This is a genomic window from Allobosea sp. P2_B12, assembly GCF_056404835.1.
Genome location: NZ_JBFUDG010000001.1, coordinates 676,113 through 697,172, shown reverse-complemented (window position 1 = coordinate 697,172; position 21,060 = coordinate 676,113). Strand labels below are relative to the sequence as shown.

The following is a 21,060-nucleotide window of genomic DNA, read 5'->3' as shown; positions in this document are numbered from 1 at the left end:
TTCCGGGCGTGACACGCATGGCTCGTTTTGCCGCGGCGACCGCCCTCGCCTCGAGCCTTGCCTATGTCCTGGCTTTCGCCGGGACCGCTTCCGCACAGACGCCTTCCGCAACTCCCGCCGCCAAGCCGCAGGAGCGGATGGTCGTCGATGCCCGCGAACTCGTCTACGACAACGACAAGAAGACCGTGTCGGCGGTCGGCGACGTGCAGATTCTCTATCAGGGCCGCACGATCGAGGCCGACAAGGTCACCTACGACCAGGCCGGCAAGCGCGTCGTCGCCACCGGCAATGCCCGCATCACCGAGTCGAACGGCACCGTCATCACCGGCGACCGCTTCAACCTGACCGATGATTTCCGCGACGGCTTCATCGATTCGCTGCGCGTCGTGAACCCGGACAAGACGCGCTTCAGCGCACCGCGCGCCGAGCGCACGGATGGCGAGACCTTCATCTTCGAGAAGGGCATCTACACGGCCTGCGAGCCCTGCAAGGATAACCCCGAGAGGCCGCCGCTCTGGCAGGTCCGCTCGGCGCGGATCATCCACAAGAAGGCCGAGCAGACGATCTATTACGAGGAGGCGCGCCTCGAATTCCTGGGCGTGCCGATGGCCTATATCCCCTACATGTCCGGGCCGGATTCGACGGTGAAGCGGAAGTCTGGCTTCCTGTCGCCGAAGTTCATCAATACCGGGCCGCTCGGCTTCGGCGTCGGCGTGCCCTATTTCATCAATCTGGCGCCGAACTACGACGTGACGGTCACGCCGACCTATCTGACCCGGCAGGGCGTGCTCGGCCAGGTCGAATGGCGCCACCGCCTGATGAACGGCTCCTACACGGTCCGCGCCTCGGGCATCTTCCAGCAGGAGAAGGAAGCGTTCCTGGCGGCACCGCTCGGCGCCGGAGACGATGACTTCCGCGGCTCGCTGGAGACCAACGGCAAGTTCTTCATCAATCCGCGCTGGTCGTTCGGCTGGAACGCGTCGATGTCGACGGATCGCTGGTTCTACAAGAACTACCGCATCCTCAACGAGAGCCTGAGCGCGACGACCTATCTTCAGGAGTCGATCTCGACCGCCTATCTGAACGGCCAGAGCGCGACCGCCTGGTTCGACATGCGCGGTTACTACTTCCAGCCGCTGACGTCGGTGGACTGGCAGAAGCAGCAGCCGGTCGTTCTGCCGGTGATCGACTACAACAAGCGCATTCACAAGCCGAGCTTCCTCGGCGGCGAACTGACCTTCAACGCCAACGTCACCTATCTGACGCGCGACGCGGCGGCGTTCCAGCAACTGCCGCAGCAATCCGCCTATCTGATCAACAACCTGAGCACGACGCCGACCTATCAGCTCTATGACGGCTGCGCGGTCTACCAGAAGAGCACCTGCCTGATCCGCGGGCTTGCCGGCAATGTCGCGCGAGCCACTGCCGAGGTCTCCTGGCGGCGCAACTTCATCGATCCGATCGGCCAGGTCTGGACGCCTTACGCCTCGGTGCGTGCCGACATCTTCTCGGTCAATCCGGACACGACGGGCTATCCGAACGCCAATGTCCGGACGATCGCGGACACCTCCGACGAGGTCTTCGGCCGCGCGATGCCGGCGATCGGCCTGATGTATCGCTACCCCTTCGTCGCCAAGACATCATGGGGCACGCATATCATCGAGCCGGTGGCGCAGATCGTGGCGCGCCCCAACGAGACCAACAGCCTTCGCGTTGCCAACGAGGATGCGCAAAGCCTTGTCTTCGACGCCAACAACCTGTTCGAGTGGAGCGGCAAGTTCTCCGGCTATGACCGCGTGGAAGGCGGCACGCGTGCCAATGTCGGCGCGCTCTATACCGGGCGTTTCGGCGCAAATGCCTTCGCCAACATGCTGCTCGGCCAGTCCTATCAACTCGGCGGACGCAATTCGTTCGCAACCGGCGATCTCGTCAACACCGGGCTCGATTCGGGGCTGGAGACGGACAAGTCGGACATCGTCGCCCGGGCGCAGATTTCGCCTTTCACAGGGCTGTTCTTCACCGGCGCTACACGGCTGAACTCGACCACCTTCGAGACGCAGCGCATCGATGCGGCTGCGACCTATGCGACGAGCGTCCTGACGACCTCGATTGGCTATGGGCGCTATGAGCCTCAGCCCAACCTCGGAATCTTCCGCCGCCGTGAAGGTCTTTCGCTGAACGGCTCGGTCGGCGTGACCAGCAACTGGCGCCTGCGCGCGGGCGTGCTGTTCGACCTCGACAAGTACAAATATGATCGCGAGGTGTTCCGTACCCAGTACACCGCCTGGATGGCATCGCCATCGACGATCGCGATGCCGAAATACGCCAATGGCGGCCTGTTCCAGACGGCTTCGACCTCGTTTGGAATCAACTACACGGATGAGTGCACGGTCTTCGACGTCAGCTACTCGCAGAGCTACGCTGACCGGCAGTCGGGCACGACCAAGGACACGCGCACGGTGATGCTACGCCTTGAATTGCGGACGCTTGGCGAGCTCAGCTATTCGCAGAATCTCGACACCTCGTCCGTTGGCGACGGCGTGACCTCCAGCCGCTGATCCGAAGAACGGCAGCCGCGCGATGGGTGACAGGAACAGCCCCATGCGCGCGGAGGCGGGAATGCCCTTAGCTCCAAAGGCTCTAGCGCCGCTCGCCCTGACGCAGGGCGATCCGGCCGGCATCGGGCCCGAACTCGCGCTGCTCGCCTGGCAGCGCCGGCAGGCGCTCGATCTGCCCATATTCGCCTGCATCGCCGATATCGACCATCTGGCAAGGCTGTCACAGCGGCTTGGTCTCAACGTGCCGCTGGTCGCCTGCGACTGGGACGAGGTCGGCAGCCACTTCCCCGGTGCCCTGCCGGTGATCCCACTCGATGAGGCGGTCGCCACCGAGCCCGGACGGCCCGACCCGGCCACGGCGGCCGGGACCATCGCGTCGATTTCGCGCGCTGTTACCGCTGTGCGACAGGGCAAGGCGGGCGCTGTCGTTACCAATCCGATCGCAAAGTCCGTGCTCTATGCGGCGGGCTTTGCCCATCCCGGCCACACCGAATATCTCGCTTATCTCGCCGCCGATGGCGGCACGCCGCCGCTCCCGGTGATGATGCTGTGGTGTGCCGAACTCGCCGTCGTGCCGGTGACGATCCATGTGCCGCTGCGCAGCGTACCGGATTTGCTGACGACGGAACTGATCGTCGAGACCGGCGCGATCGTGGCCCGGGCACTGACGCGCAGCTTCGGCATCGCGGCGCCGCGCCTCGCGCTCAGCGGGCTCAATCCGCATGCCGGCGAGAGCGGCGCGCTGGGACAAGAGGATGCAGACGTGGTTGCACCCGCGGTCGAGGCTTTGCGTGCACTCGGCATCGATGCCAGCGGGCCCTATCCGGCCGATACGATGTTTCACGCGCGGGCAAGGTCCGGCTATGACGCGGCACTCGCGATGTATCACGACCAGGCGCTGATCCCGATCAAGACGATCGCCTTCGACGAGGGCGTCAACGTCACGCTGGGCCTGCCCTTCATCCGCACCTCGCCGGACCACGGCACAGCCTTCGATATTGCAGGCAAGGGCATCGCTAGGCCAGACAGCCTGATCGCCGCCCTGAAGCTCGCGGCGCGGATGGTGGCGCAGCACGAACAGACAGCCTCATGAGCCAGATCGATTCGCTCCCGCCTCTGCGCGAGGTCGTCGAGCATCATGGGCTGATGGCGCAGAAGTCGCTGGGCCAGAACTTCCTCTACGACCTCAACCTGACCTCCCGGATCGCGCGCTCCGCTGGGGCGCTTGAAGGCGAGACCGTCGTCGAGATCGGTCCTGGACCGGGCGGACTGACGCGAGCGCTGCTGGCGAATGGCGCCGCCCGTGTCATCGCGATCGAGCGCGACCGGCGCTGCCTGCCGGCGCTGGAGGAGATCGCGGCGCATTATCCCGGCCGTCTCGATATCGTCGATGGCGACGCGTTGGCGGTCGATCTGTCGAGCCGTCTCGACGGCGGCAAGGCCCGGATCATCGCCAACCTGCCCTATAATATTGGGACGCCGCTGCTGGTCGGCTGGCTCAACCTCGATCCCTGGCCGCCGTGGTGGACGTCGCTAACCCTGATGTTCCAGCGCGAGGTCGCCGAGCGGATCGTGGCGACGCCGGAGCAGCGGGCCGATTACGGCCGGCTCGCGGTTCTCTGCAACTGGCGCTGCGAGACGAAGATCCTGTTCGACGTTCCCCGCACCGCCTTCGTGCCGCCGCCCAAGATCACCTCGGCTGTGGTACAGCTCCTGCCGCGCCAGAACCCCGAGCCTTGCGACCGGCGCCTGCTCGAACGCATTACGCTCGCGGCCTTCGGCCAGCGCCGCAAGATGCTGCGGCAGAGCTTGAAGGCCGTGCTGGCGGAGCCTGGCGCATGGATCGAGGCTGCCGGGCTGGTGCCGACCGCACGCGCGGAAGAGATCCCCGTGGCAGGCTTTGTGCGTCTGGCGAACACCCTGTCGGAACATACCTGAGCGGCTCGCGATTGCGCCCGCGCGGGCGCGCCGCCGACATTCGAAGAGAGCTGCCCCATGCTGCGCATCACGACGCTGCTGCTGAATGCCTGCCTCTGCATCGCCGTAGCGGCAATGGTCTCGCCTGCCACAGGGCAGAACGCCGATTTCCCGAGCAAGCCGATCAGGATCATCGTCGGTTTCGCGGCTGGCGGCGCTCCCGACGCGCTCGCCCGGATCGTGGCGGAAAAGCTCACGCAGCGCTGGGGCCAGGGCGTGACCGTCGAAAACCGCGTTGGAGCGCAGGGCAATACGGCGATGGCAGCCGTCGCCAGGGCCGAGCCCGACGGCCATACGCTGGCGCTGATGCCGGTCGGCAATGCCGCCGTGAACCCGGCGCTCTTTGCCAACCTGCCCTATGATCCGGTCAAGGACTTCGCGCCGGTGACACAGATCGCGAGCGTCGAGAACGTGCTCGTCGTCTCGGCCTCGTCGCCGATCTCCTCGCTGCAGGACCTCGTCGCACGCGGGCGCGCCGGCAAGGACACGCTGACCTATGCGTCGCCGGGGGCCGGCAGCCTCGCCCATCTCGCGGCGGAACTGCTCGCGCGCTCGGCCGGCTTCGGCATGACGCATGTGCCCTATCGGGGCGTGGCGCCGGCGCTGACCGATGTCATGCGTGGCGATGTCGATCTGATCGTGGCGCAGCTCTCGACCGCCAAGCCCCTGATCGACGGAGGGCAGCTGCGCGCGCTGGGCTTGGCCAGCAGCGAGCGCAGCGCGGTGATGCCGGATCTGCCCACAATTGCGGAGGCGCTCGCCCTGCCCGGTTTCGAGGCGGTATCCTGGTATGCGCTGATGGCGCCTGCAGGGACGCCCGCGCCGATCGTCGCCCGGCTCAACGAGGCCGTGGCGCAGGCTGTCCGAGCGTACGACGTCGCGGCGGCGATGGCAGCGCAGGGAGCCACACCGATCGGCAATTCACCATCCGAACTGGCCGCCGTCATTGCGACCGATACGGCACGCTGGTCGAAGCTCGTGCGGGATGCCGGTATCCAGCCGAACTGAGGCGCGATACGCCGTTACGGGAGCGTCTCGGTCAGCAGCCGCTCGACGAATTCGTTGAGGCCGACCGCACGGCTGCGCTTGAGCCGCTCCGCCGCCAGAATCGAGCGGACGGCCTCATAGGCCTTCTCCAGATCGTCATTGACGATGACGTAGTCATAGACCGTCCAGCGCGCGATCTCCTCGCGGGCATTGGCGAGGCGCTTGGCGATGACATCGGGCGCATCCTCGGCGCGGCGCACCAGACGCGAGCGCAGCTCCGCCATCGAGGGCGGCAGGATGAAGATCGTGACCACGTCCTCGCGGGCACGCTCCAGAATCTGCTGCGTGCCCTGCCAGTCGATGTCGAAGAGCACGTCGCGGCCCGCCTTCAACGACGCCTCGACGGGCTTGCGCGGCGTGCCGTAACCATTGCCATGGACCTCAGCCCATTCGAGCAGTTCGTCGCGCTCGCGCATCTCGTCGAAGCTGGCGCGATCGATGAAATGGTAATGCACGCCCTCGATTTCGGAGGGGCGCTTGGCGCGCGTCGTCACGGAAATCGACAGGTCGAGATTGGTCTCGCTCGCCGACTTCGACAGCGTCCGCGTCAGCGTCGATTTCCCCGCGCCCGAGGGCGAGGACATGATCATGATCAGCCCGCGACGGGCCGGGCGCAGGACATCGGCCATCAGCACTCACTCCACATTCTGGACCTGTTCGCGCATCTGGTCGACGACGGTCCGCAATTCGAGCCCGATCCGGGACAGGCCGGCATCGCCGGCCTTGGCACAGAGCGTCGAGGCCTCGCGGCCGAATTCCTGCGACAGGAAATCGAGTTTGCGACCGATCGGCCCGCCCTGCTCCAGCAGCAGGCGCAGCGCAGCGACATGAGCGTGCAGCCGGTCGATCTCCTCGCGGATGTCGGCCTTCACCGCCAGTAGCGCCGCCTCCTGATGCAGGCGCTGCGGATCCAGCGCCTGGCTTGCCTCCAGCAGCGCTCCGACCTGTGCGGCGATGCGCTCGCGGATGGCATCGACGCTGCGGGCCGGATGCTGCTCGGCCTGCGTCGTCAGCCGGGCGATGGCCTCCAGATGGCCGGAGAGGACAGTCTCGAGCGCACGACCCTCGCTGCCGCGGGCCTCTTTCAATCCAAGCACGACCGCCTCGAGCCCGGCCAGCACCGGCGCCTCGATTACGGTCAGGGCGTCCTCGCTTTCCTCGGCGAGTTCGATCACGCCGCGAATGCCGAGCAGCCCGTCATAGGAGGGCGGACGCACGCTGTCGGAGGCCGGCAGGCGGGCGATCGCCTGCAGCAGCCCCGCCAGCGCGGTCTCGTTGATGCGCGGGCGCGGGGGCCCGGCGTCGCTGGTGATCTGGAGATTGACGTGGAGCGTGCCGCGCGCGAAGGCGCCGGTCAGGCGCTTGCGCGCGGCCTCGGCCAGGACCTCGAAACCCGGCGGCACGCGCACGCGGATATCGAGCCCGCGGCCGTTGACGCTACGAATCTCCCAAGCCCAGGCGTGGATGCCCACGGTCCCGGCCGCACGGGCGAAGCCCGTCATGCTCTCGATGGCCATGGTGTCCTAGTCTCCGCCTCAACGCGGCGGGACCGTAGTGGCGGGGGCATCGGGGAGCAAGCGCACGAGCCCGCGCTGCCGCAGGAAGATGGGGATGGCAGACCGCCAGCGTCAGGATCGTCAGGGCCGAAGCGCGGGAATCTGCTTGGGGGAGTTCAAATCGAAGGTCTTGTTCAGCAGCGGGTCGCGCGCCGTCCCCTCCGAGGCATCGAAGGCGCGCGCGCGGGTGCCGGCGCCGCCGGCCAGACTTGCTCCCTGCTGGGTTGCGGGCGCGCCGGCACGGCGATTGCCCGGAGTCGGCCAGGTCTCGATGGCCTCGCCCTCAGCAGGCTGCTGGGCCGGAGCCTCGCTGCGCGTGTCGGGAGCCGGCGGCGGCTCGACCTTGTCAACGGAGGCTTCCGACGGCGGCTTGCCAGGCTCGCGCCGAACCGCCTCGATCTGGCGCCAGCGGCCGACATTGCGGTTGTGCTGTTCAAGCGTCTCGGCGAAGGCATGGCCGCCGCTGCCGTCGGCGACGAAATAGAGGTCCTTCGTGCGCGAATGGTTGACCACCGCCTCCATGGCCGCGCGGCCTGGATTGGCGATCGGGCCCGGCGGCAGGCCGTCGATGACATAGGTGTTGTAGGGCGTCGCCTGGGTGATCTCGGTGCGCTGGATCGAGCGGCCAAGCGTGCCCTTGCCGCCAACGATGCCGTAGACGATCGTCGGATCGGACTGGAGCTTCATCTTGCGATTCAGCCGGTTGATGAAGACACCCGCGACACGCGGCCGCTCGTCGGCGCGGCCGGTCTCCTTCTCGACGATGGAAGCCAGCACGACCAGTTCCTGGGGTGTCTTGATCGGCAGGTCGGCGGGCTTGCGCTCCCAGACACGGGCCAGCACGGCGCGCTGGTCCCGCGCCATGCGATCGATGATCGCCTGCCGGCTGAAGCCACGCGGGATGCGATAGGTGTCCGGCAGGATCGAGCCCTCACGCGGCACCTGGATAATATCGCCGGTCAGCAGTTCGTTCTCGCGCAGACGCGCCACGATCTGTTCGCTGGTCAGCCCCTCGGGCACCGTGATCGAATGCTCGACCACCTTGCCGTCTGCGATGATGTCGAGGATGTCGGCCTGGCTGACGCGCGCCTTGAACAAATATTCGCCGGCCTTGAGCTTGGTCCAGTTGCCGCTGACCAGAGCCGAAATCCGGAACGCCCAGGGATGCTCGATCATGCCCTCGCGCTGCAGCAGATCGGCGATCTCGGTCAGTCCGCTGTCCTTGGGAATGATCAGGACGCGATCGGCCGTCAGCGGGCCAGGCGCGCGGCTCTGGCTGCCGACCATGGCGATGCCCGCGCCGGCCAGCCCTGCGACAACCAGCACGGCCGTGAACAACCCGCTCATCATCGCGATGAAAGGACTGCGCCTGCGGCGGCGCGCCTTGGGCGGCGGCGCCGGCGGCGCGACCGGCTTCAACGCCTCGCTGGGGCTTTTGGGGGCGACGCGGGGCGAATGGTTCACAGCTATAGCGCTCGCACTTCGGACATCATCACGGCACGCAACGACGGGGCCAGACGGACAGAACCGTGAACCGGGGGCACTCGGCAGATGGTCGAGGCATTAGAACCGGATTCACGCCGCCTGTGAAAGCGAAATTCGCGCTGCCGCAGGAGCAGCGCACTCTAATGAACATTATGGCGAAAGCGCGCTGCCTTGAGCTGTTTAGGCGCCGTCGGCATAGCGCCGCATCACCAGCGAGGCGTTCGTGCCGCCGAAGCCGAAGGAGTTCGACAGGACGACGTCGATCTTCCGCTTGCGCGCGACATGCGGCACGAGATCGAGATCGGTCTCGACAGAGGGGTTGTCGAGATTGATCGTCGGCGGCGCGATCTGGTCGCGCATCGCGAGAATCGCGAAGATCGCCTCGACCGCACCGGCGGCTCCGAGCAGATGGCCGGTCGCCGATTTGGTCGACGACATCGCAGGCTTTCTCGGTGCATTGGCGAGCAGCCGCTCGGCGGCACGCAGTTCGATCTCGTCGCCGAGCTGCGTCGAGGTGCCGTGCGCGTTGATGTAATCGAGCTCGGACGCAGCGATGCCGGCCCGGTTCAGAGCCATCGACATGCAGCGATAGGCGCCGTCGCCATCCTCGGCCGGCGAGGTGATGTGATAGGCATCGCCCGACATGCCATAGCCGACGACCTCGGCATAGATGCGTGCTCCGCGCGCCAGAGCGTGTTCGAGCTCCTCGAGAACGACGACGCCGGCGCCCTCGCCCATGACGAAGCCGTCGCGGTCCTTGTCATAGGGGCGCGAGGCCTTCTCGGGCGTGTCGTTGAAATCCGTGGACAAGGCGCGGCAGGCGCAGAAGCCGGCGATGCCGAGCCGGTTGATCGCCGATTCGGCGCCGCCTGCCAGCATGACGTCGGCATCGCCCAGCGCGATCATGCGCGAGGCGTCGCCTATCGCGTGCGCGCCGGTCGAGCAGGCTGTCACCACCGAATGATTGGGGCCCTTCAGGCCATGCTCGATCGAGACATAACCCGCCGCGAGGTTGCTCAGCCGGCCCGGAATGAAGAAGGGCGAGAGGCGGCGCGGGCCGCGTTCCTTCAGCAGGATCGAGGCCTCGTAGATACCGCCGAGGCCGCCGATGCCGGAACCGATGGCGACACCGGTCGCGATCTGGTCCTCGTAGCTTTCGGGTTTCCAGTTGGCGTCAGTCAGAGCCTGCCGGGCGGCGGCCATCGCGAAGACGATGAAGTCATCGACCTTGCGCTGCTCCTTCGGCTCCATCCAGTCGTCCGGATTGAAGGTGCCGTCGCTGCCGTCACCACGCGCGATGTTGCAGGCGATGCGCGCCGGCAGATCACTGCAGTCGAAGCTGGTGATGGGGCCGGCGCCACTGGCGCCGGCAAGAATACGCGACCAGGTCTGTTCGACGCCGCAGGCGAGCGGAGTCACCATGCCCAGACCGGTCACGACGACGCGTCGCATCGGGAGACTATGTGAAGCCATGGCGCTCTGCTGCGGCCAACCGACCCAAAAGGTCGATCAGGCGGTCTTCGACAGGAACTTGACGGCGTCGCCGACGGTCACGATCGTCTCAGCGGCGTCGTCGGGGATCTCGACGCCGAACTCTTCCTCGAACGCCATCACGAGCTCGACCGTATCGAGGCTGTCCGCCCCGAGATCCTCGATGAAATTGGCGCCATCCACGACCTTCTCAGGCTCGACGCCGAGATGCTCGACCACGATCTTCTTCACGCGCTCGGCGACATCGCTCATGGGTCTTTTCCTTGCAGATTGAAAACACGCAACGCTGGATCGCGTCGCATATGGGGACGTTCACTCCTGAATCCCACCTCACCGAAACGGTGTCGACGGGTCGGAACTCGAAGCCTGCACAAACGCAACAACCGGGTTCGCGTCAAGTCCCCCGAACCCTGCATCGCTGCGCGACGGCGCTAGTTAACACACCCGATGGTGGCTGGCGAGAGCGTCGCGCGGTCGATAAACTTTGTTTAGAAACGCTCTCAACTCCTTCAGATCATTGTCATTCCGCCGTTGACGTGAAGGGTCTGCCCCGTCACATAAGCGGCCTCCGTGCTGGCGAGGTAGGCAACCGCGGCCGCAACGTCGGCGCCGACGCCGAGACGCCCCATCGGCACGTCGGAGAGAATGCCCTCGCGCTGCTTGTCGTTCAGCGCCTGAGTCATCGGTGACTCGATGAAGCCCGGCGCAACCACATTCACCGTGATGTTGCGGCTGGCGACTTCGGCGGCGAGCGCCTTCGACATGCCGATCAGCCCGGCTTTCGAGGCGGCATAGTTGCCCTGCCCGGGATTGCCGGTGGTGCCGACCACGGAGCCGATCGAGATGATGCGGCCATAGCGCCGGCGCATCATCGACTTCACCGCAGCACGCGACAGCCGGAAGGCCGCCGTCAAATTGACCGCGATGACGGCGTCCCAGTCCTCGTCCTTCAGACGCAGGAAGAGATTGTCCTTGGTCACACCGGCATTGTTCACAAGAATATCGAGACCGCCGAGCTTCTCCTCGGCTGCGGGCACGAGCGCTTCGACCGAATCCTTGTCTGCGAGATTGCAGGGCGCGATCACCACCCGTTCGCCGAGTTCAGCAGCCAATGCCTCCAGGGCCTCGGCACGGGTACCGGAGAGAGCGACGGTTGCGCCCTGCCCGTGGAGCATGCGCGCGATCGCGCCGCCGAGGCCGCCGGTCGCACCGGTGACCAGGGCCTTCTTGCCCGTCAAATCAAGCATCGTCTCTCCCTTTCGGCATTCGCCGTCTTTGACCCGTTCCGGGTTCTTACCTGTCCAAGGCCGTGTAACCTGCCGAGGCTTTGTAACCCGCAATGTCGTCGGCCGTTCCGACCGAGATCGGCGTGGCGCCAGCCGCGATGCGCTTGACCAGTCCGGCCAGCACCTTGCCGCTGCCGGCCTCGACGAAGCGGGTCACGCCGGCCGCAGCCATCGCCTCGACGCATTCGCGCCAGCGCACCGTGCCCGTCACCTGCGCCACCAGCGAGGCGCGGATGGCGTCGGGATCGCTAAGCGGGGCTGCGCCGACATTGGCCATCACCGCCACGACGGGCGCCCGCATCGCGACCTGCGCCAGCGCGGCCTGCATGGCCTCCGCCGCCGGCTGCATCAGCGTGCAATGGAAAGGCGCCGAAACCGGCAGAAGCATGGCGCGCCTGACGCCGCGCTCGCCCGCTAGTAAGATGGCGCGGTCGATAGCGGCCTTGGCGCCCGACAGCACCACCTGCCCGCCGCCATTGTCGTTGGCCACCTCGCAGACCTGGCCCTGCGCCGCGTCGGCCGCGATCGCGCGCGCCAGATCGAGTTCCGCCCCGAGCAGGGCCGCCATGGCGCCCTCGCCTGCCGGCACAGCCTTCTGCATGGCGTCGCCGCGGATGCGCAGCAGCCGAGCGGCGTCCGTGATGCTGAAGGTGCCGGCAGCGGCGAGCGCCGAATATTCGCCGAGCGAATGCCCGGCAACAAAGGCCACATCACGCTTCAGGTCGAGCCCGGCTTCCGATTCGAGCACGCGGATCACCGCGAGACTGACCGCCATCAGGGCCGGCTGGGCATTGCTGGTCAGCGTCAGCTCCTCGCCCGGCCCCTGCCACATCACGGTGGAGAGCTTCTGCGACAGCGCCGCATCGACCTCGTCGAAGACGGCCTTGGCGGCCGGGAAGCTCTCGGCCAGGGCCTTGCCCATGCCGACGGCCTGGGAGCCCTGGCCGGGAAAGAGGAACGCGGTCGTCATTCGGCAAGCCTCGAATTCAAACGTTTTGAGCGAATTCACGGGGCTGTCACACTGCCTTGGACATCAAGTCAAGCGTCGAGGCGAGATTTCAGCGGCCGAAACGGCGCGCCTTTACGGATTTTGGTTGCATGGCCGACCCTTAGCCTGTAACGACCGGCTCCTGTTTGTTCGGCCGGAGGCTGAACGGATGGCAGTGCGTCCTCACCCTCTTCGAGATCGCTCCGCAGGCTCCTTTACATGGAGCCGTCATCCCGTGTCTCCGCCTTCGATGAAATCCTGTCGGGCCTATCCAGGGCTCGGAGGGCTCCGCGCCGAGCGAAACAGGGTGAAACAAGGAAGGCCAACCATGGCATTGTACGAGCATGTTCTGCTCGCGCGACAAGACGTCAGCGCGCAGCAGGTCGAGACTCTTGTCGAGACGTTCAAGGGCATCATCGAGGCGAATGGCGGCTCGGTCCCCAAGGTCGAGTACTGGGGCGTCAAGTCGCTGGGCTATCGCATCAAGAAGAACCGCAAGGCGCATTATTCGCTGCTGAACATCAACGCCCCCTCCGCCGCCGTGCTGGAGATGGAGCGCCAGATGCGCATCAACGAGGACGTGCTGCGCTTCCTCACCATCCGCGTCGAAGAGCTTGAGGAAGGCCAGTCGGCCATGCTCCAGAAGCGCGACCGCGATGATCGTGGCGATCGGGGCGACCGCTTCGACCGGCCCGGCGGCGGTGACCGCTTCGACCGTGGCGGCGATCGTGGCCCGCGCCGCGACCGCCCGCGTCGCGACGACGAAGGCACCGAAACCACAACCGGCGCGGAGGCCTGATCCATGTCGACTGCATCTGCTGGCGCACGCCGCCCCTTCTTCCGCCGCCGCAAGTCCTGCCCCTTCTCGGGTGAGGGCGCTCCGAAGATCGACTACAAGGATGTGCGCCTGCTCTCGCGCTACATCTCCGAGCGCGGCAAGATCGTGCCGTCGCGCATCACGGCGGTCTCCGCCAAGAAGCAGCGCGAGCTCGCCCAGGCGATCAAGCGCGCCCGCTTCCTCGGCCTGCTGCCCTACGTCATCCGCTGAGCGGATTCGAAAGTCCCCGGCGGCGAGCGATCGCCGCCGGGGACTTGCCTAAATTCTACCGCCTGAATTCCACCAGTCGCCCTGTGGTGAAACTCCATCGGGTTCGTTGAGGCCCAAGCCTCTCACCCTGCCCGGCCATCAGGCCCGGGAGCAGCGGGACAGCAGGACGAAGATGATACCGATTGTCGGCATCGGCGCGGGCCTCGTTGCGGCCCTGCTCTTCTCAGTGGTGATCACCGGATCGCCGCTGGCCGTGCTGTTGTATTCAGCCGCTCCCCTGCCGATCTTCATCGCCGCGCTGGGCTGGAACCACCGCGCCGGGCTGTTTGCCGTGGGTGCCGGCGCGATCGCCGTGGCCATCGCGCTCAGCCTGCCGGCCGGGATCGCCTTTGCCCTCATCATCGCGCTGCCGGCTTGGTGGATCGCCTATCTCGCACTGCTGGCGCGGACCGACGGCACGGGAAATGCCGAGTGGTATCCGCTCGGCAACCTGATGGTCTGGATCGCCGCGACCGCTGCGATGGCGACAGTCGCCAGCGCGCTGGTGATGACCACCGATTACGAGGCCTATCGCTCGGTCATCGCCCGGATCGTCGAGAACCTGCTGGCCGAAATGGTCCGCAGCAGGATGATCAGCTTGCCCCCGGGCACGACGCAGGCCGAACTCGCGGCGAATGTGACACCGTTGCTGGTGCGGGCCGTTCCGCTTGGCATCGGGGCATCGATCGTCACCACCATCACCGCCAATCTCTGGCTCGCCGCGAAGACCGTGCGGTTGTCGGGCCGCCTGCCGCGCCCCTGGCCTTTCATCCCGTCGACGGCATTGCCACGCCAGGCGGTTGTGCTGCTGGTGGCGGGCCTCGCGACCGCCGCGCTCGACGGTTTCGTCGGGCTGGCAGGCGTCGCCCTGGTCGGCGCCCTGCTCGCCACCTTCATGTTCACCGGTCTTGCCATGCTGCACGACCTCTCGCGCGGCCAGGCCTGGCGCACGCCGATGCTGGTCAGCGTCTATGTCGCGCTCGTCGTGATGCAGGCCGTGCTGACGCCGCTGCTGGCGCTCGCCGGCATCCTCGACAGCCTTTTCGGCCTGCGCAAGCGGGCCGGGCCGCCGCCACCGCCTTCCACCTGATTTCGAACACCCACCGACTTCGACCACCAAGACCTTTCGACCACCAAGACCTGAAGACACACCAACCGATCTCAAAAGGAGAAGAAGACCATGGAAGTGATCCTGCTTGAACGCGTCGCCAAGCTCGGCCAGATGGGCGAAGTTGTCCGCGTCCGCGACGGTTTCGGCCGCAACTACCTGCTCGCCCGCGGCAAGGCGCTGCGCGCCACCGAGGAAAACAAGAAGCGCTTCGAGGGCCAGAAGATCGAGCTCGAGACCCGCAATCTTGAGCTGAGGTCCGAGGCCGAGTCGGTCGCCGAGACGCTCAACGGCCACTCGATCGTGATCCTGCGCCAGTCGGGCGAATCCGGTGTGCTCTACGGCTCGGTCTCGACCCGTGACATCGCCGAATCCCTGACCACAGACGGCTTCAACGTCGCCCGCAGCCAGGTCACGCTGAACGCCCCGATCAAGACCCTCGGCCTGCACACCGTTCCGGTCGTGCTGCATCCGGAAGTCTCGGTCACGGTGACGGTCAACGTCGCCCGCTCGGCCCAGGAAGCCGAGCGCCAGGTGCGCGGCGAGAACGTCACGGCCCGCGAGGAGTTCGACCTCGACGATCTCGGCCTCGAGATCGGCGCGGCGCTGGCGGACGCCGGCGAGGACGATCGCTGAGACCAGGCTTAAGCCCGTCACAGCCAAAGGCGTCGCGAGCGATCGCGGCGCCTTTTTTCATGGGCTCAAATGGCCCAAGGATCGATCAGTTCGAGGCCAGTCGATCTAAAATCCTTGATGTTTCGCGTGGCGAGACGCCCGCCATTGACCCGCGCAATCGCCGCGATCATGCCGTCGGCGATCGAGATGACGATGCCCTCACGCATCGCTCGCCCCATGAGTTCGCCATAGGCAAGCGCCGCGTCGTCGTTCAGCGTGAAGAAGCGACCAGCGAACCGCCGCCTCAACTCCTGCAATTTCTGTTCGAAGCGGTTTGCGCGCTGTTCCGGGCGTATGCGTTCGATGCCAAACGCGATCTCGGCCAAGACGACGGTCGAAAGGGCGAGTTCGCGATCATGCCGTTGGAGCCAAGCATTCACATGCGGATTCGGCTCGCTGCGCATGGTCTCCGACACGACATTGGTGTCGATGAAAATCACAGATCGATACCGGTGTGCGGTTTGCGCGCCTCGTTGATGACTTCCATCAGATCGATGTCGTCGCCGGGATCCGCCCGCATCCGCGCATAGAATTCAGCCGCTGGCTCCCGCGCGGCCTCGCTCGCCTCATAACGCTCAAGCGCCCGCTCGACGATCTGGGCGACCGTACGCTTCTCGCGTTGGGCAAGTCGATGCGCAATGTCGCGGGCTCGCGCGCTGCGGACGGATAATTGCGGTTCGGCCATGCGCGGTACCTCCAGAGGCATTCAAAATACGCCTTCGAACTGCTGCCATCAAGATGGCTGCTGATGGCAAGCTGGCAGCAAATCCAGTCAACCCAAATCGCCTTCGCAGGAGAGTCTGTGGACAGCGGGCAGAGTTCGGTCTAATTGTTGTGTTCACCGTCTGTTCGGGTTCCGCCCACGGCCGGTTTTGACCTATCGAGAGCTATGGCCACAGCAACCGCCCTCGTCACCCGCCTCGAAACCCGTGAGGCCGAATACCGCGTTCAGCCTCACAACATCGAGGCCGAGCAGGCCCTGCTGGGCGCGATCCTGGTCAACAACGATGCGTTCTACCGCGTCTCCGACTTCCTGCTGCCGGACCATTTCTTCGAGCCGATCCACCAGCGCGTCTTCGAGCTGACCTCGAGCCTGATCCGGGCCGGCAAGATCGCGACGCCGATCACGCTGAAGACCTTCGTCGGTGAGATGGATCTCGGCGGCATCACCGCCTCGCAATATCTCGCCCGCCTCGCTGCCGAGGCGACGACCGTGATCAATGCCGGCGATTACGGCCGCACCGTCTACGACCTCGCGATCCGCCGCCAGCTGATCGGAGTCGGCGAGGATCTCGTCAACGTCGCTTATGACGCGCCCGTCGAAATGGCTCCGCGAGAGCAGATCGAGGAGGCCGAACGCAAGCTCTACGAACTTGCCGAAAAGGGCCGCTACGAGGGCGGTTTCCAGAAGTTCGACGGGGCGCTGTTCACCGCGATCGAAATGGCCGCCAACGCCTATCAGCGCGCCGGCGGCCTGTCGGGCCTGTCGACGGGCCTGCGCGACCTCGACCAGCGCATGGGCGGCCTGCAGTCTTCTGACCTGATCGTGCTCGCCGGCCGCCCGGCCATGGGCAAGACGTCGCTCGCCACCAACATCGCCTTCAACATCGCCAAGGCCTGGCGCGGCGAACGCCAGACCGACGGCACGATCAAGACGGTCGATGGCGGCATCGTCGCCTTCTTCTCGCTCGAAATGTCGGCCGACCAGCTGGCGACGCGTATCGTCGCCGAACAATCGGGCATCTCCTCCTACAAGATCAGGCAGGGCCGCATCACCGAGGGCGATTTCGCCAAGCTGACCGATGTCGCCGCGCAGATCGAGAAGCTGCCGCTCTATATCGACCAAACCGGCGGTATCTCGATTGCCCAGCTCGTCGCCCGCGCCCGCCGGCTGAAACGCCAGAAGGGCCTCGACGTCCTGTTCATCGACTACCTGCAGCTGCTCTCGGGCTCGGCCAAGAATAATCAGAACCGCGTGCAGGAACTGACCGAGATCACGACCAGCCTGAAAGCCCTGGCCAAGGAACTGGCCGTGCCGATCGTCGCGCTCTCGCAGCTCTCGCGTCAGGTCGAAAGCCGCGACGACAAGCGTCCGCAGCTTTCGGATCTGCGTGAATCGGGTTCGATCGAGCAGGACGCCGACGTCGTGATGTTCGTCTACCGCGAGGAATACTACCTCAAGGGCAAGGAGCCGCGCCCCGGCACCGAAGACCACAACAAATGGCAGATCGAGATGGAGGCCGCCCATGGCGTGGCCGAGCTCATCATCGGCAAGCAGCGCCATGGCCCCACCGGCGCGATCGCCCTGCAGTTTGATGCCGAGGTGACGCGCTTCTCCGACCGTGCCGACGAAATGCGACTTCCGGACCGCGAATGAACGCCTTCGACACACCAGACGCCGAAACCTGCGGCACCACGCTGACGATCGATCTCGGCGCGCTGATCGCCAACTGGCGGGCGCTCGGCGAACGCGCCGGAACCGAAGCCGCCGCCGTCGTCAAGGCCAATGCCTATGGCATCGGCATCGAGCCAGCGGTGACGGCGCTGTCGCGGGCCGGCTGCCGGAGTTTCTTCGTCGCCCATGTCTCCGAAGGCATCCGCGCCCGCGGTGTCGATCGCGAGGCGGCGATCTACGTCCTGAACGGACTCTTGCCCGGCCAATGCGATGTGTATGCCCAGCATGAGCTTTCACCCGTTCTGGGCTCGCACCAAGAGCTGCTCGAATGGGCGGCGTTCCGGCAAGGCGGAGCCAATGCGCGGCCGGCAGCGCTGCATGTCGATACGGCGATGAACCGGCTTGGCCTGTGGCCCGGCGAAGGGCTGAATCTGGCGCGCGAGAAGGCCGGCGCCATCACCGCCGCCGGGATCGGGCTGGTGATGAGCCATTTCGCCTCCTCCGAGGACGAGGCCGATCCGGCCAATGACCGCCAGATCGCAGCCTTCGCCGAGATCGCGGCCGCCTTTCCCGGACTGCCGGCCTCGCTCAAGAACTCCTCGGGGCATTTCCTCAAGGACTGCCCGTCCTATCAGCTCACCCGGCCGGGCTACGGCCTCTATGGCGGCAATCCGACACCCGGCAAGCCCAACCCGATGCGTCCCGTCATCAGGCTGGAGGCGCGCATTCTTCAGCTCCGCGACGTCGATGCCGGCACACAAGTCGGCTATAATGGCCGCTGGACCGCCAAGCGCCGCAGCCGGTTGGCCACGATCTGCCTCGGCTATGCCGACGGCTATCCGCGCAATGCGAGCTGGACGGACACCAGCACCGGCGGCTCGGCGGTCGTCGGCGGCATTATCTGCCCCTTCGTCGGCACGGTCTCGATGGATCTGACCATCGTCGATGTCACGGATGTGCCGGCCGCGGAGGTCCAGCGCGGCGCGTCCGTCACGCTGATCGGTGGGCCGCTCGACCTCGAGACGGTCGGCGCAGGGGCCAAGACGATCGGCTACGAGATCCTGACCAGCCTGGGCCGGCGCCATGCGCGCCGCTATGTCGGGCTGTGAGATGAGCGGCCACGCGCGCGTCATGCTCGGGATTGACCCGAGCATCTCCTGCAAGAGATTCTCGGGTCTGCGCTTCGCTTCGCCCGAGAATGACGGCTGATGGCCAAGCGTGGTCCGACCTATACCTGCCAGGCCTGCGGCGCGGTCTATCATCGCTGGCAGGGCAAATGCGACGCCTGCGGGACCTGGTCCTCGCTCTCCGAGGAGGCGCAGGCTGCACCCGTGCCCGGCGCGCGCAGCTCCGGCGGCAAGCCGAGAGGCCGCGTCTTCGCGCTGGAGAGCCTCAAGGGCGACACGCAGGACGCGCCGCGCATCGTCTCAGGGATCGGCGAGCTCGACCGCGTCACCGGCGGCGGCTTCGTGCCGGGCTCGGTGCTGCTGATCGGCGGCAATCCGGGCATCGGCAAGTCGACCCTGCTGATGCAGGCCTGCGCCGCGCTGGCGCTCTCAGGACGGCGCGTCGTCTATGTCTCGGGCGAGGAATCGACCGGGCAGGTGCGGCTGCGGGCCGAGCGCATGGGGCTGGCGGATGCGCCCGTCGATCTCGCGGCGGAAACCAATGTCGAGGACATCATCGCGACTTTGGGCCAAGGCACCCGCCCTGCCCTCGTGGTGATCGATTCGATCCAGACGATGTGGTCGGGCGAGGTCGAGAGCGCGCCCGGCACCGTGACGCAGGTGCGCGGTTCGGCGCAGGCGTTGATCCGCTACGCCAAGACCAGCGGCGCCTGCATGATCCTGGTCGGCCATGTCACCAAGGACGGCCAGATCGCAGGCCCGCGCGTGGTCGAGCACATGGTCGACGCCGTGCTCTCCTTCGAGGGCGAAGGCGCCCATGCGTTCCGTATCCTGCGCGGCCAGAAGAACCGCTTCGGCGCGACCGACGAGATCGGCGTCTTCGAGATGACCGGCATGGGTCTGTCCGAAGTCACCAATCCGTCGGCGCTCTTTCTTGCGGGGCGCGACCAGGCGGCGCCGGGGGCGGCCGTCTTCGCCGGCATCGAGGGCACGCGGCCGGTTCTGGTCGAGATCCAGGCGCTGGTCGCGCCGACCTCGCTGGGCACGCCGCGCCGCGCCGTCGTCGGCTGGGAGAACAGCCGGCTCGCCATGGTGCTCGCCGTGCTGGAAACGCATGGCGGCTTGAGACTGGGGCAACACGACGTCTATCTCAACGTCGCCGGCGGCTTGCGCGTCAACGAGCCAGCCGCCGACCTCGCCGTGGCGGCCGCGCTGGTGTCCTCGCTGACGGGCGCAATCCTGCCGCCCGAATCGGTCTATTTCGGCGAAATCGCCCTATCAGGGGCGATCCGGCCGGTTTCGGTCGCCGGAGCGCGGCTGCGCGAGGCCTCCAAACTCGGCTTCGAGGCAGCCCTGATGCCGTCAGGTGGTGCCGATGCCGGGGACGGCGGCGGGTTGGAGTTGAGGCGTTTCGGCCATGTCACGGAACTCGTTGCGGATATCGCGTCCCGGGCACCTCGCAGAGATGTGAAATGACGGTTTCGCAATAGTGACGCAGAGGCCCTGAACGCGTATAGCAAAGCCGATACGGCCAACCCATCTCCGGCTGGCCATTCCGAGACCATAAAGAAGCGGCTCATCCATGCCCGTCACCATTCTCGATCTCGTCGTCGTCGGCGTGGTTCTGATCTCGGCATTGCTGGCCGCCGTGCGCGGATTGACGCGCGAGGTGCTCGCGATTGCCTCCTGGGCGGCGGCGGCGGCGGTCGCCTGGGTGTTCCACCCGCAGATGCTGCCGATCCTGAAGCAGTACATCCCCAACGACACGATCGCCCTGATCGCCGCGATTGCCTCGCTCTTCCTGGTGACGCTGATCGTGGTTTCGCTGGTGACGGCGCGGATCTCGGACTTCGTGCTCGATTCGCGCATCGGCGCACTCGACCGCACGCTCGGCTTCGTCTTCGGCGCCGCCCGCGGCGTCCTTCTCGCAGTGATCGGCTATCTCTTCTTCGCGGCGCTGATGGGCGACAAGAACATGCCGACCTGGGCCAGGGATGCCAAGGCCAAGCCGATGCTCGAAGAGACGGGCCGATCGCTGATCACAATGCTCCCGCAGGACGTCAACGCCGACTTCATCAAGAATTTGCTGAAGCCCAAGACCGGTACAGAGCCGACAGAGGCGCCCGCCGAAGAACCTCGCGCGCCGGCAAACCCGACCGCCGACCCGCAGCGCCGCACCCAGGTGCCCAACGCCGCCGACCGCCAGGCGCTGCAGCGCGCCATCGACGCCACCCGCCCGACGACGCCCGCCCCGACGCGCCCATAATCTTCGCCTAACCA

Annotated in this window: 21 protein-coding genes; 12 read left to right on the top strand and 9 right to left on the bottom strand. The window is 66.3% G+C overall.

Annotated features, from left to right (window positions below; genetic code table 11):
• The first annotated feature begins 17 nt into the window (after positions 1-17).
• The 4 genes from AC1DYU_RS03405 to AC1DYU_RS03390 all read left to right on the top strand — a co-directional run bounded on the left by AC1DYU_RS03405 (position 18) and on the right by AC1DYU_RS03390 (position 5,543).
• Positions 18-2,558, top strand: coding sequence for an LPS-assembly protein LptD (locus AC1DYU_RS03405; protein ID WP_476790403.1), 2,541 nt, complete (start codon positions 18-20; stop codon positions 2,556-2,558).
• Positions 2,559-2,619: 61 nt separating this feature from the next.
• Entirely contained in the window at positions 2,620-3,651 is a 1,032-nt protein-coding gene (gene pdxA, locus AC1DYU_RS03400; RefSeq protein WP_476790402.1) for a 4-hydroxythreonine-4-phosphate dehydrogenase PdxA, read from the top strand.
• Positions 3,648-4,496, top strand: coding sequence for a 16S rRNA (adenine(1518)-N(6)/adenine(1519)-N(6))-dimethyltransferase RsmA (gene rsmA, locus AC1DYU_RS03395; protein WP_476790401.1), 849 nt, complete (start codon positions 3,648-3,650; stop codon positions 4,494-4,496). Before pdxA ends, rsmA begins: the two co-directional genes overlap by 4 nt.
• Before the next feature lie 57 nt (positions 4,497-4,553).
• Positions 4,554-5,543 (top strand): Bug family tripartite tricarboxylate transporter substrate binding protein, encoded by a 990-nt coding sequence (locus AC1DYU_RS03390; RefSeq protein WP_476790400.1) that lies wholly within the window; start codon positions 4,554-4,556, stop codon positions 5,541-5,543.
• A gap of 14 nt (positions 5,544-5,557) precedes the next feature.
• Here the strand turns inward: AC1DYU_RS03390 and gmk are convergent, their stop codons facing one another.
• The 7 genes from gmk to fabD all read right to left on the bottom strand — a co-directional run bounded on the left by gmk (position 5,558) and on the right by fabD (position 12,370).
• Positions 5,558-6,211 carry a guanylate kinase gene (gene gmk / locus AC1DYU_RS03385; protein ID WP_158486156.1) on the bottom strand — a complete coding sequence of 218 codons (654 nt, stop codon included), beginning with the start codon at positions 6,209-6,211 and terminating at the stop codon, positions 5,558-5,560.
• Between the two features lie 6 nt (positions 6,212-6,217).
• Entirely contained in the window at positions 6,218-7,099 is an 882-nt protein-coding gene (locus AC1DYU_RS03380; RefSeq protein WP_476790399.1) for a YicC/YloC family endoribonuclease, read from the bottom strand.
• A gap of 120 nt (positions 7,100-7,219) precedes the next feature.
• On the bottom strand, positions 7,220-8,602 hold the full coding sequence (gene mltG / locus AC1DYU_RS03375; protein ID WP_476790398.1) for an endolytic transglycosylase MltG: 1,383 nt from the start codon (positions 8,600-8,602) through the stop codon (positions 7,220-7,222).
• A 201-nt stretch (positions 8,603-8,803) separates the two neighbouring features.
• Positions 8,804-10,075, bottom strand: a complete 1,272-nt coding sequence (gene fabF / locus AC1DYU_RS03370) for a beta-ketoacyl-ACP synthase II (RefSeq protein WP_158486286.1) — start codon at positions 10,073-10,075, stop codon at positions 8,804-8,806.
• Between the two features lie 57 nt (positions 10,076-10,132).
• The gene (locus AC1DYU_RS03365) at positions 10,133-10,366 is read right to left on the bottom strand and encodes an acyl carrier protein (protein ID WP_054207921.1); all 234 of its coding nucleotides are present in this window, start codon (positions 10,364-10,366) and stop codon (positions 10,133-10,135) included.
• A 257-nt stretch (positions 10,367-10,623) separates the two neighbouring features.
• Positions 10,624-11,361: a 3-oxoacyl-[acyl-carrier-protein] reductase gene (gene fabG, locus AC1DYU_RS03360; RefSeq protein ID WP_158486153.1), complete on the bottom strand. Its 738-nt coding sequence runs from the start codon at positions 11,359-11,361 to the stop codon at positions 10,624-10,626.
• Between the two features lie 46 nt (positions 11,362-11,407).
• Positions 11,408-12,370: an ACP S-malonyltransferase gene (gene fabD, locus AC1DYU_RS03355; RefSeq protein ID WP_476790397.1), complete on the bottom strand. Its 963-nt coding sequence runs from the start codon at positions 12,368-12,370 to the stop codon at positions 11,408-11,410.
• Between the two features lie 346 nt (positions 12,371-12,716).
• Between fabD and rpsF the strand changes: the two genes are divergently transcribed.
• The 4 genes from rpsF to rplI all read left to right on the top strand — a co-directional run bounded on the left by rpsF (position 12,717) and on the right by rplI (position 15,219).
• On the top strand, positions 12,717-13,187 hold the full coding sequence (rpsF, locus tag AC1DYU_RS03350) for a 30S ribosomal protein S6 (RefSeq protein WP_476790396.1): 471 nt from the start codon (positions 12,717-12,719) through the stop codon (positions 13,185-13,187).
• A 3-nt stretch (positions 13,188-13,190) separates the two neighbouring features.
• On the top strand, positions 13,191-13,436 hold the full coding sequence (gene rpsR / locus AC1DYU_RS03345; protein ID WP_038367644.1) for a 30S ribosomal protein S18: 246 nt from the start codon (positions 13,191-13,193) through the stop codon (positions 13,434-13,436).
• A 172-nt stretch (positions 13,437-13,608) separates the two neighbouring features.
• Complete coding sequence (locus tag AC1DYU_RS03340; RefSeq protein WP_476790395.1) at positions 13,609-14,565, top strand: DUF2232 domain-containing protein; 957 nt, start codon at positions 13,609-13,611, stop codon at positions 14,563-14,565.
• Between the two features lie 90 nt (positions 14,566-14,655).
• Positions 14,656-15,219: a 50S ribosomal protein L9 gene (rplI, locus tag AC1DYU_RS03335; protein ID WP_476790394.1), complete on the top strand. Its 564-nt coding sequence runs from the start codon at positions 14,656-14,658 to the stop codon at positions 15,217-15,219.
• 65 nt (positions 15,220-15,284) lie between these two features.
• Here the strand turns inward: rplI and AC1DYU_RS03330 are convergent, their stop codons facing one another.
• Both AC1DYU_RS03330 and AC1DYU_RS03325 read right to left on the bottom strand, forming a co-directional pair.
• A complete protein-coding gene (locus tag AC1DYU_RS03330; protein WP_158486148.1) occupies positions 15,285-15,698 on the bottom strand; it encodes a type II toxin-antitoxin system VapC family toxin in 414 nt (137 codons plus the stop codon).
• Positions 15,695-15,943 carry a plasmid stabilization protein gene (locus AC1DYU_RS03325; RefSeq protein ID WP_158486147.1) on the bottom strand — a complete coding sequence of 83 codons (249 nt, stop codon included), beginning with the start codon at positions 15,941-15,943 and terminating at the stop codon, positions 15,695-15,697. The genes AC1DYU_RS03330 and AC1DYU_RS03325 overlap by 4 nt, the downstream gene beginning before the upstream one ends.
• Positions 15,944-16,147: 204 nt before the next feature.
• Between AC1DYU_RS03325 and AC1DYU_RS03320 the strand changes: the two genes are divergently transcribed.
• The 4 genes from AC1DYU_RS03320 (at position 16,148) to AC1DYU_RS03305 (ending at position 21,046) form a co-directional block, all read left to right on the top strand.
• On the top strand, positions 16,148-17,635 hold the full coding sequence (locus tag AC1DYU_RS03320; protein ID WP_158486146.1) for a replicative DNA helicase: 1,488 nt from the start codon (positions 16,148-16,150) through the stop codon (positions 17,633-17,635).
• The gene (gene alr, locus AC1DYU_RS03315) at positions 17,632-18,762 is read left to right on the top strand and encodes an alanine racemase (RefSeq protein WP_476790393.1); all 1,131 of its coding nucleotides are present in this window, start codon (positions 17,632-17,634) and stop codon (positions 18,760-18,762) included. The genes AC1DYU_RS03320 and alr overlap by 4 nt, the downstream gene beginning before the upstream one ends.
• Positions 18,763-18,861: 99 nt before the next feature.
• Positions 18,862-20,256 carry a DNA repair protein RadA gene (radA, locus tag AC1DYU_RS03310; protein ID WP_476790392.1) on the top strand — a complete coding sequence of 465 codons (1,395 nt, stop codon included), beginning with the start codon at positions 18,862-18,864 and terminating at the stop codon, positions 20,254-20,256.
• A 106-nt stretch (positions 20,257-20,362) separates the two neighbouring features.
• On the top strand, positions 20,363-21,046 hold the full coding sequence (locus AC1DYU_RS03305; RefSeq protein ID WP_158486143.1) for a CvpA family protein: 684 nt from the start codon (positions 20,363-20,365) through the stop codon (positions 21,044-21,046).
• Positions 21,047-21,060: the final 14 nt, after the last annotated feature.

Coding starts and splice junctions, on each gene's coding strand:
- pdxA (WP_476790402.1), top strand. CDS start 2,620: ATGCCCTTAGCTCCAAAGGCTCTAGCGCCGCTCGCCCTGACGCAGGGC.
- AC1DYU_RS03320 (WP_158486146.1), top strand. CDS start 16,148: ATGGCCACAGCAACCGCCCTCGTCACCCGCCTCGAAACCCGTGAGGCC.
- fabG (WP_158486153.1), bottom strand. CDS start 11,361: ATGCTTGATTTGACGGGCAAGAAGGCCCTGGTCACCGGTGCGACCGGC.
- rpsF (WP_476790396.1), top strand. CDS start 12,717: ATGGCATTGTACGAGCATGTTCTGCTCGCGCGACAAGACGTCAGCGCG.
- AC1DYU_RS03325 (WP_158486147.1), bottom strand. CDS start 15,943: ATGGCCGAACCGCAATTATCCGTCCGCAGCGCGCGAGCCCGCGACATT.
- AC1DYU_RS03405 (WP_476790403.1), top strand. CDS start 18: ATGGCTCGTTTTGCCGCGGCGACCGCCCTCGCCTCGAGCCTTGCCTAT.
- AC1DYU_RS03305 (WP_158486143.1), top strand. CDS start 20,363: ATGCCCGTCACCATTCTCGATCTCGTCGTCGTCGGCGTGGTTCTGATC.
- rsmA (WP_476790401.1), top strand. CDS start 3,648: ATGAGCCAGATCGATTCGCTCCCGCCTCTGCGCGAGGTCGTCGAGCAT.
- fabD (WP_476790397.1), bottom strand. CDS start 12,370: ATGACGACCGCGTTCCTCTTTCCCGGCCAGGGCTCCCAGGCCGTCGGC.
- fabF (WP_158486286.1), bottom strand. CDS start 10,075: ATGCGACGCGTCGTCGTGACCGGTCTGGGCATGGTGACTCCGCTCGCC.
- radA (WP_476790392.1), top strand. CDS start 18,862: ATGGCCAAGCGTGGTCCGACCTATACCTGCCAGGCCTGCGGCGCGGTC.
- rplI (WP_476790394.1), top strand. CDS start 14,656: ATGGAAGTGATCCTGCTTGAACGCGTCGCCAAGCTCGGCCAGATGGGC.
- AC1DYU_RS03365 (WP_054207921.1), bottom strand. CDS start 10,366: ATGAGCGATGTCGCCGAGCGCGTGAAGAAGATCGTGGTCGAGCATCTC.
- alr (WP_476790393.1), top strand. CDS start 17,632: ATGAACGCCTTCGACACACCAGACGCCGAAACCTGCGGCACCACGCTG.
- gmk (WP_158486156.1), bottom strand. CDS start 6,211: ATGGCCGATGTCCTGCGCCCGGCCCGTCGCGGGCTGATCATGATCATG.
- AC1DYU_RS03380 (WP_476790399.1), bottom strand. CDS start 7,099: ATGGCCATCGAGAGCATGACGGGCTTCGCCCGTGCGGCCGGGACCGTG.
- AC1DYU_RS03390 (WP_476790400.1), top strand. CDS start 4,554: ATGCTGCGCATCACGACGCTGCTGCTGAATGCCTGCCTCTGCATCGCC.
- rpsR (WP_038367644.1), top strand. CDS start 13,191: ATGTCGACTGCATCTGCTGGCGCACGCCGCCCCTTCTTCCGCCGCCGC.
- AC1DYU_RS03340 (WP_476790395.1), top strand. CDS start 13,609: ATGATACCGATTGTCGGCATCGGCGCGGGCCTCGTTGCGGCCCTGCTC.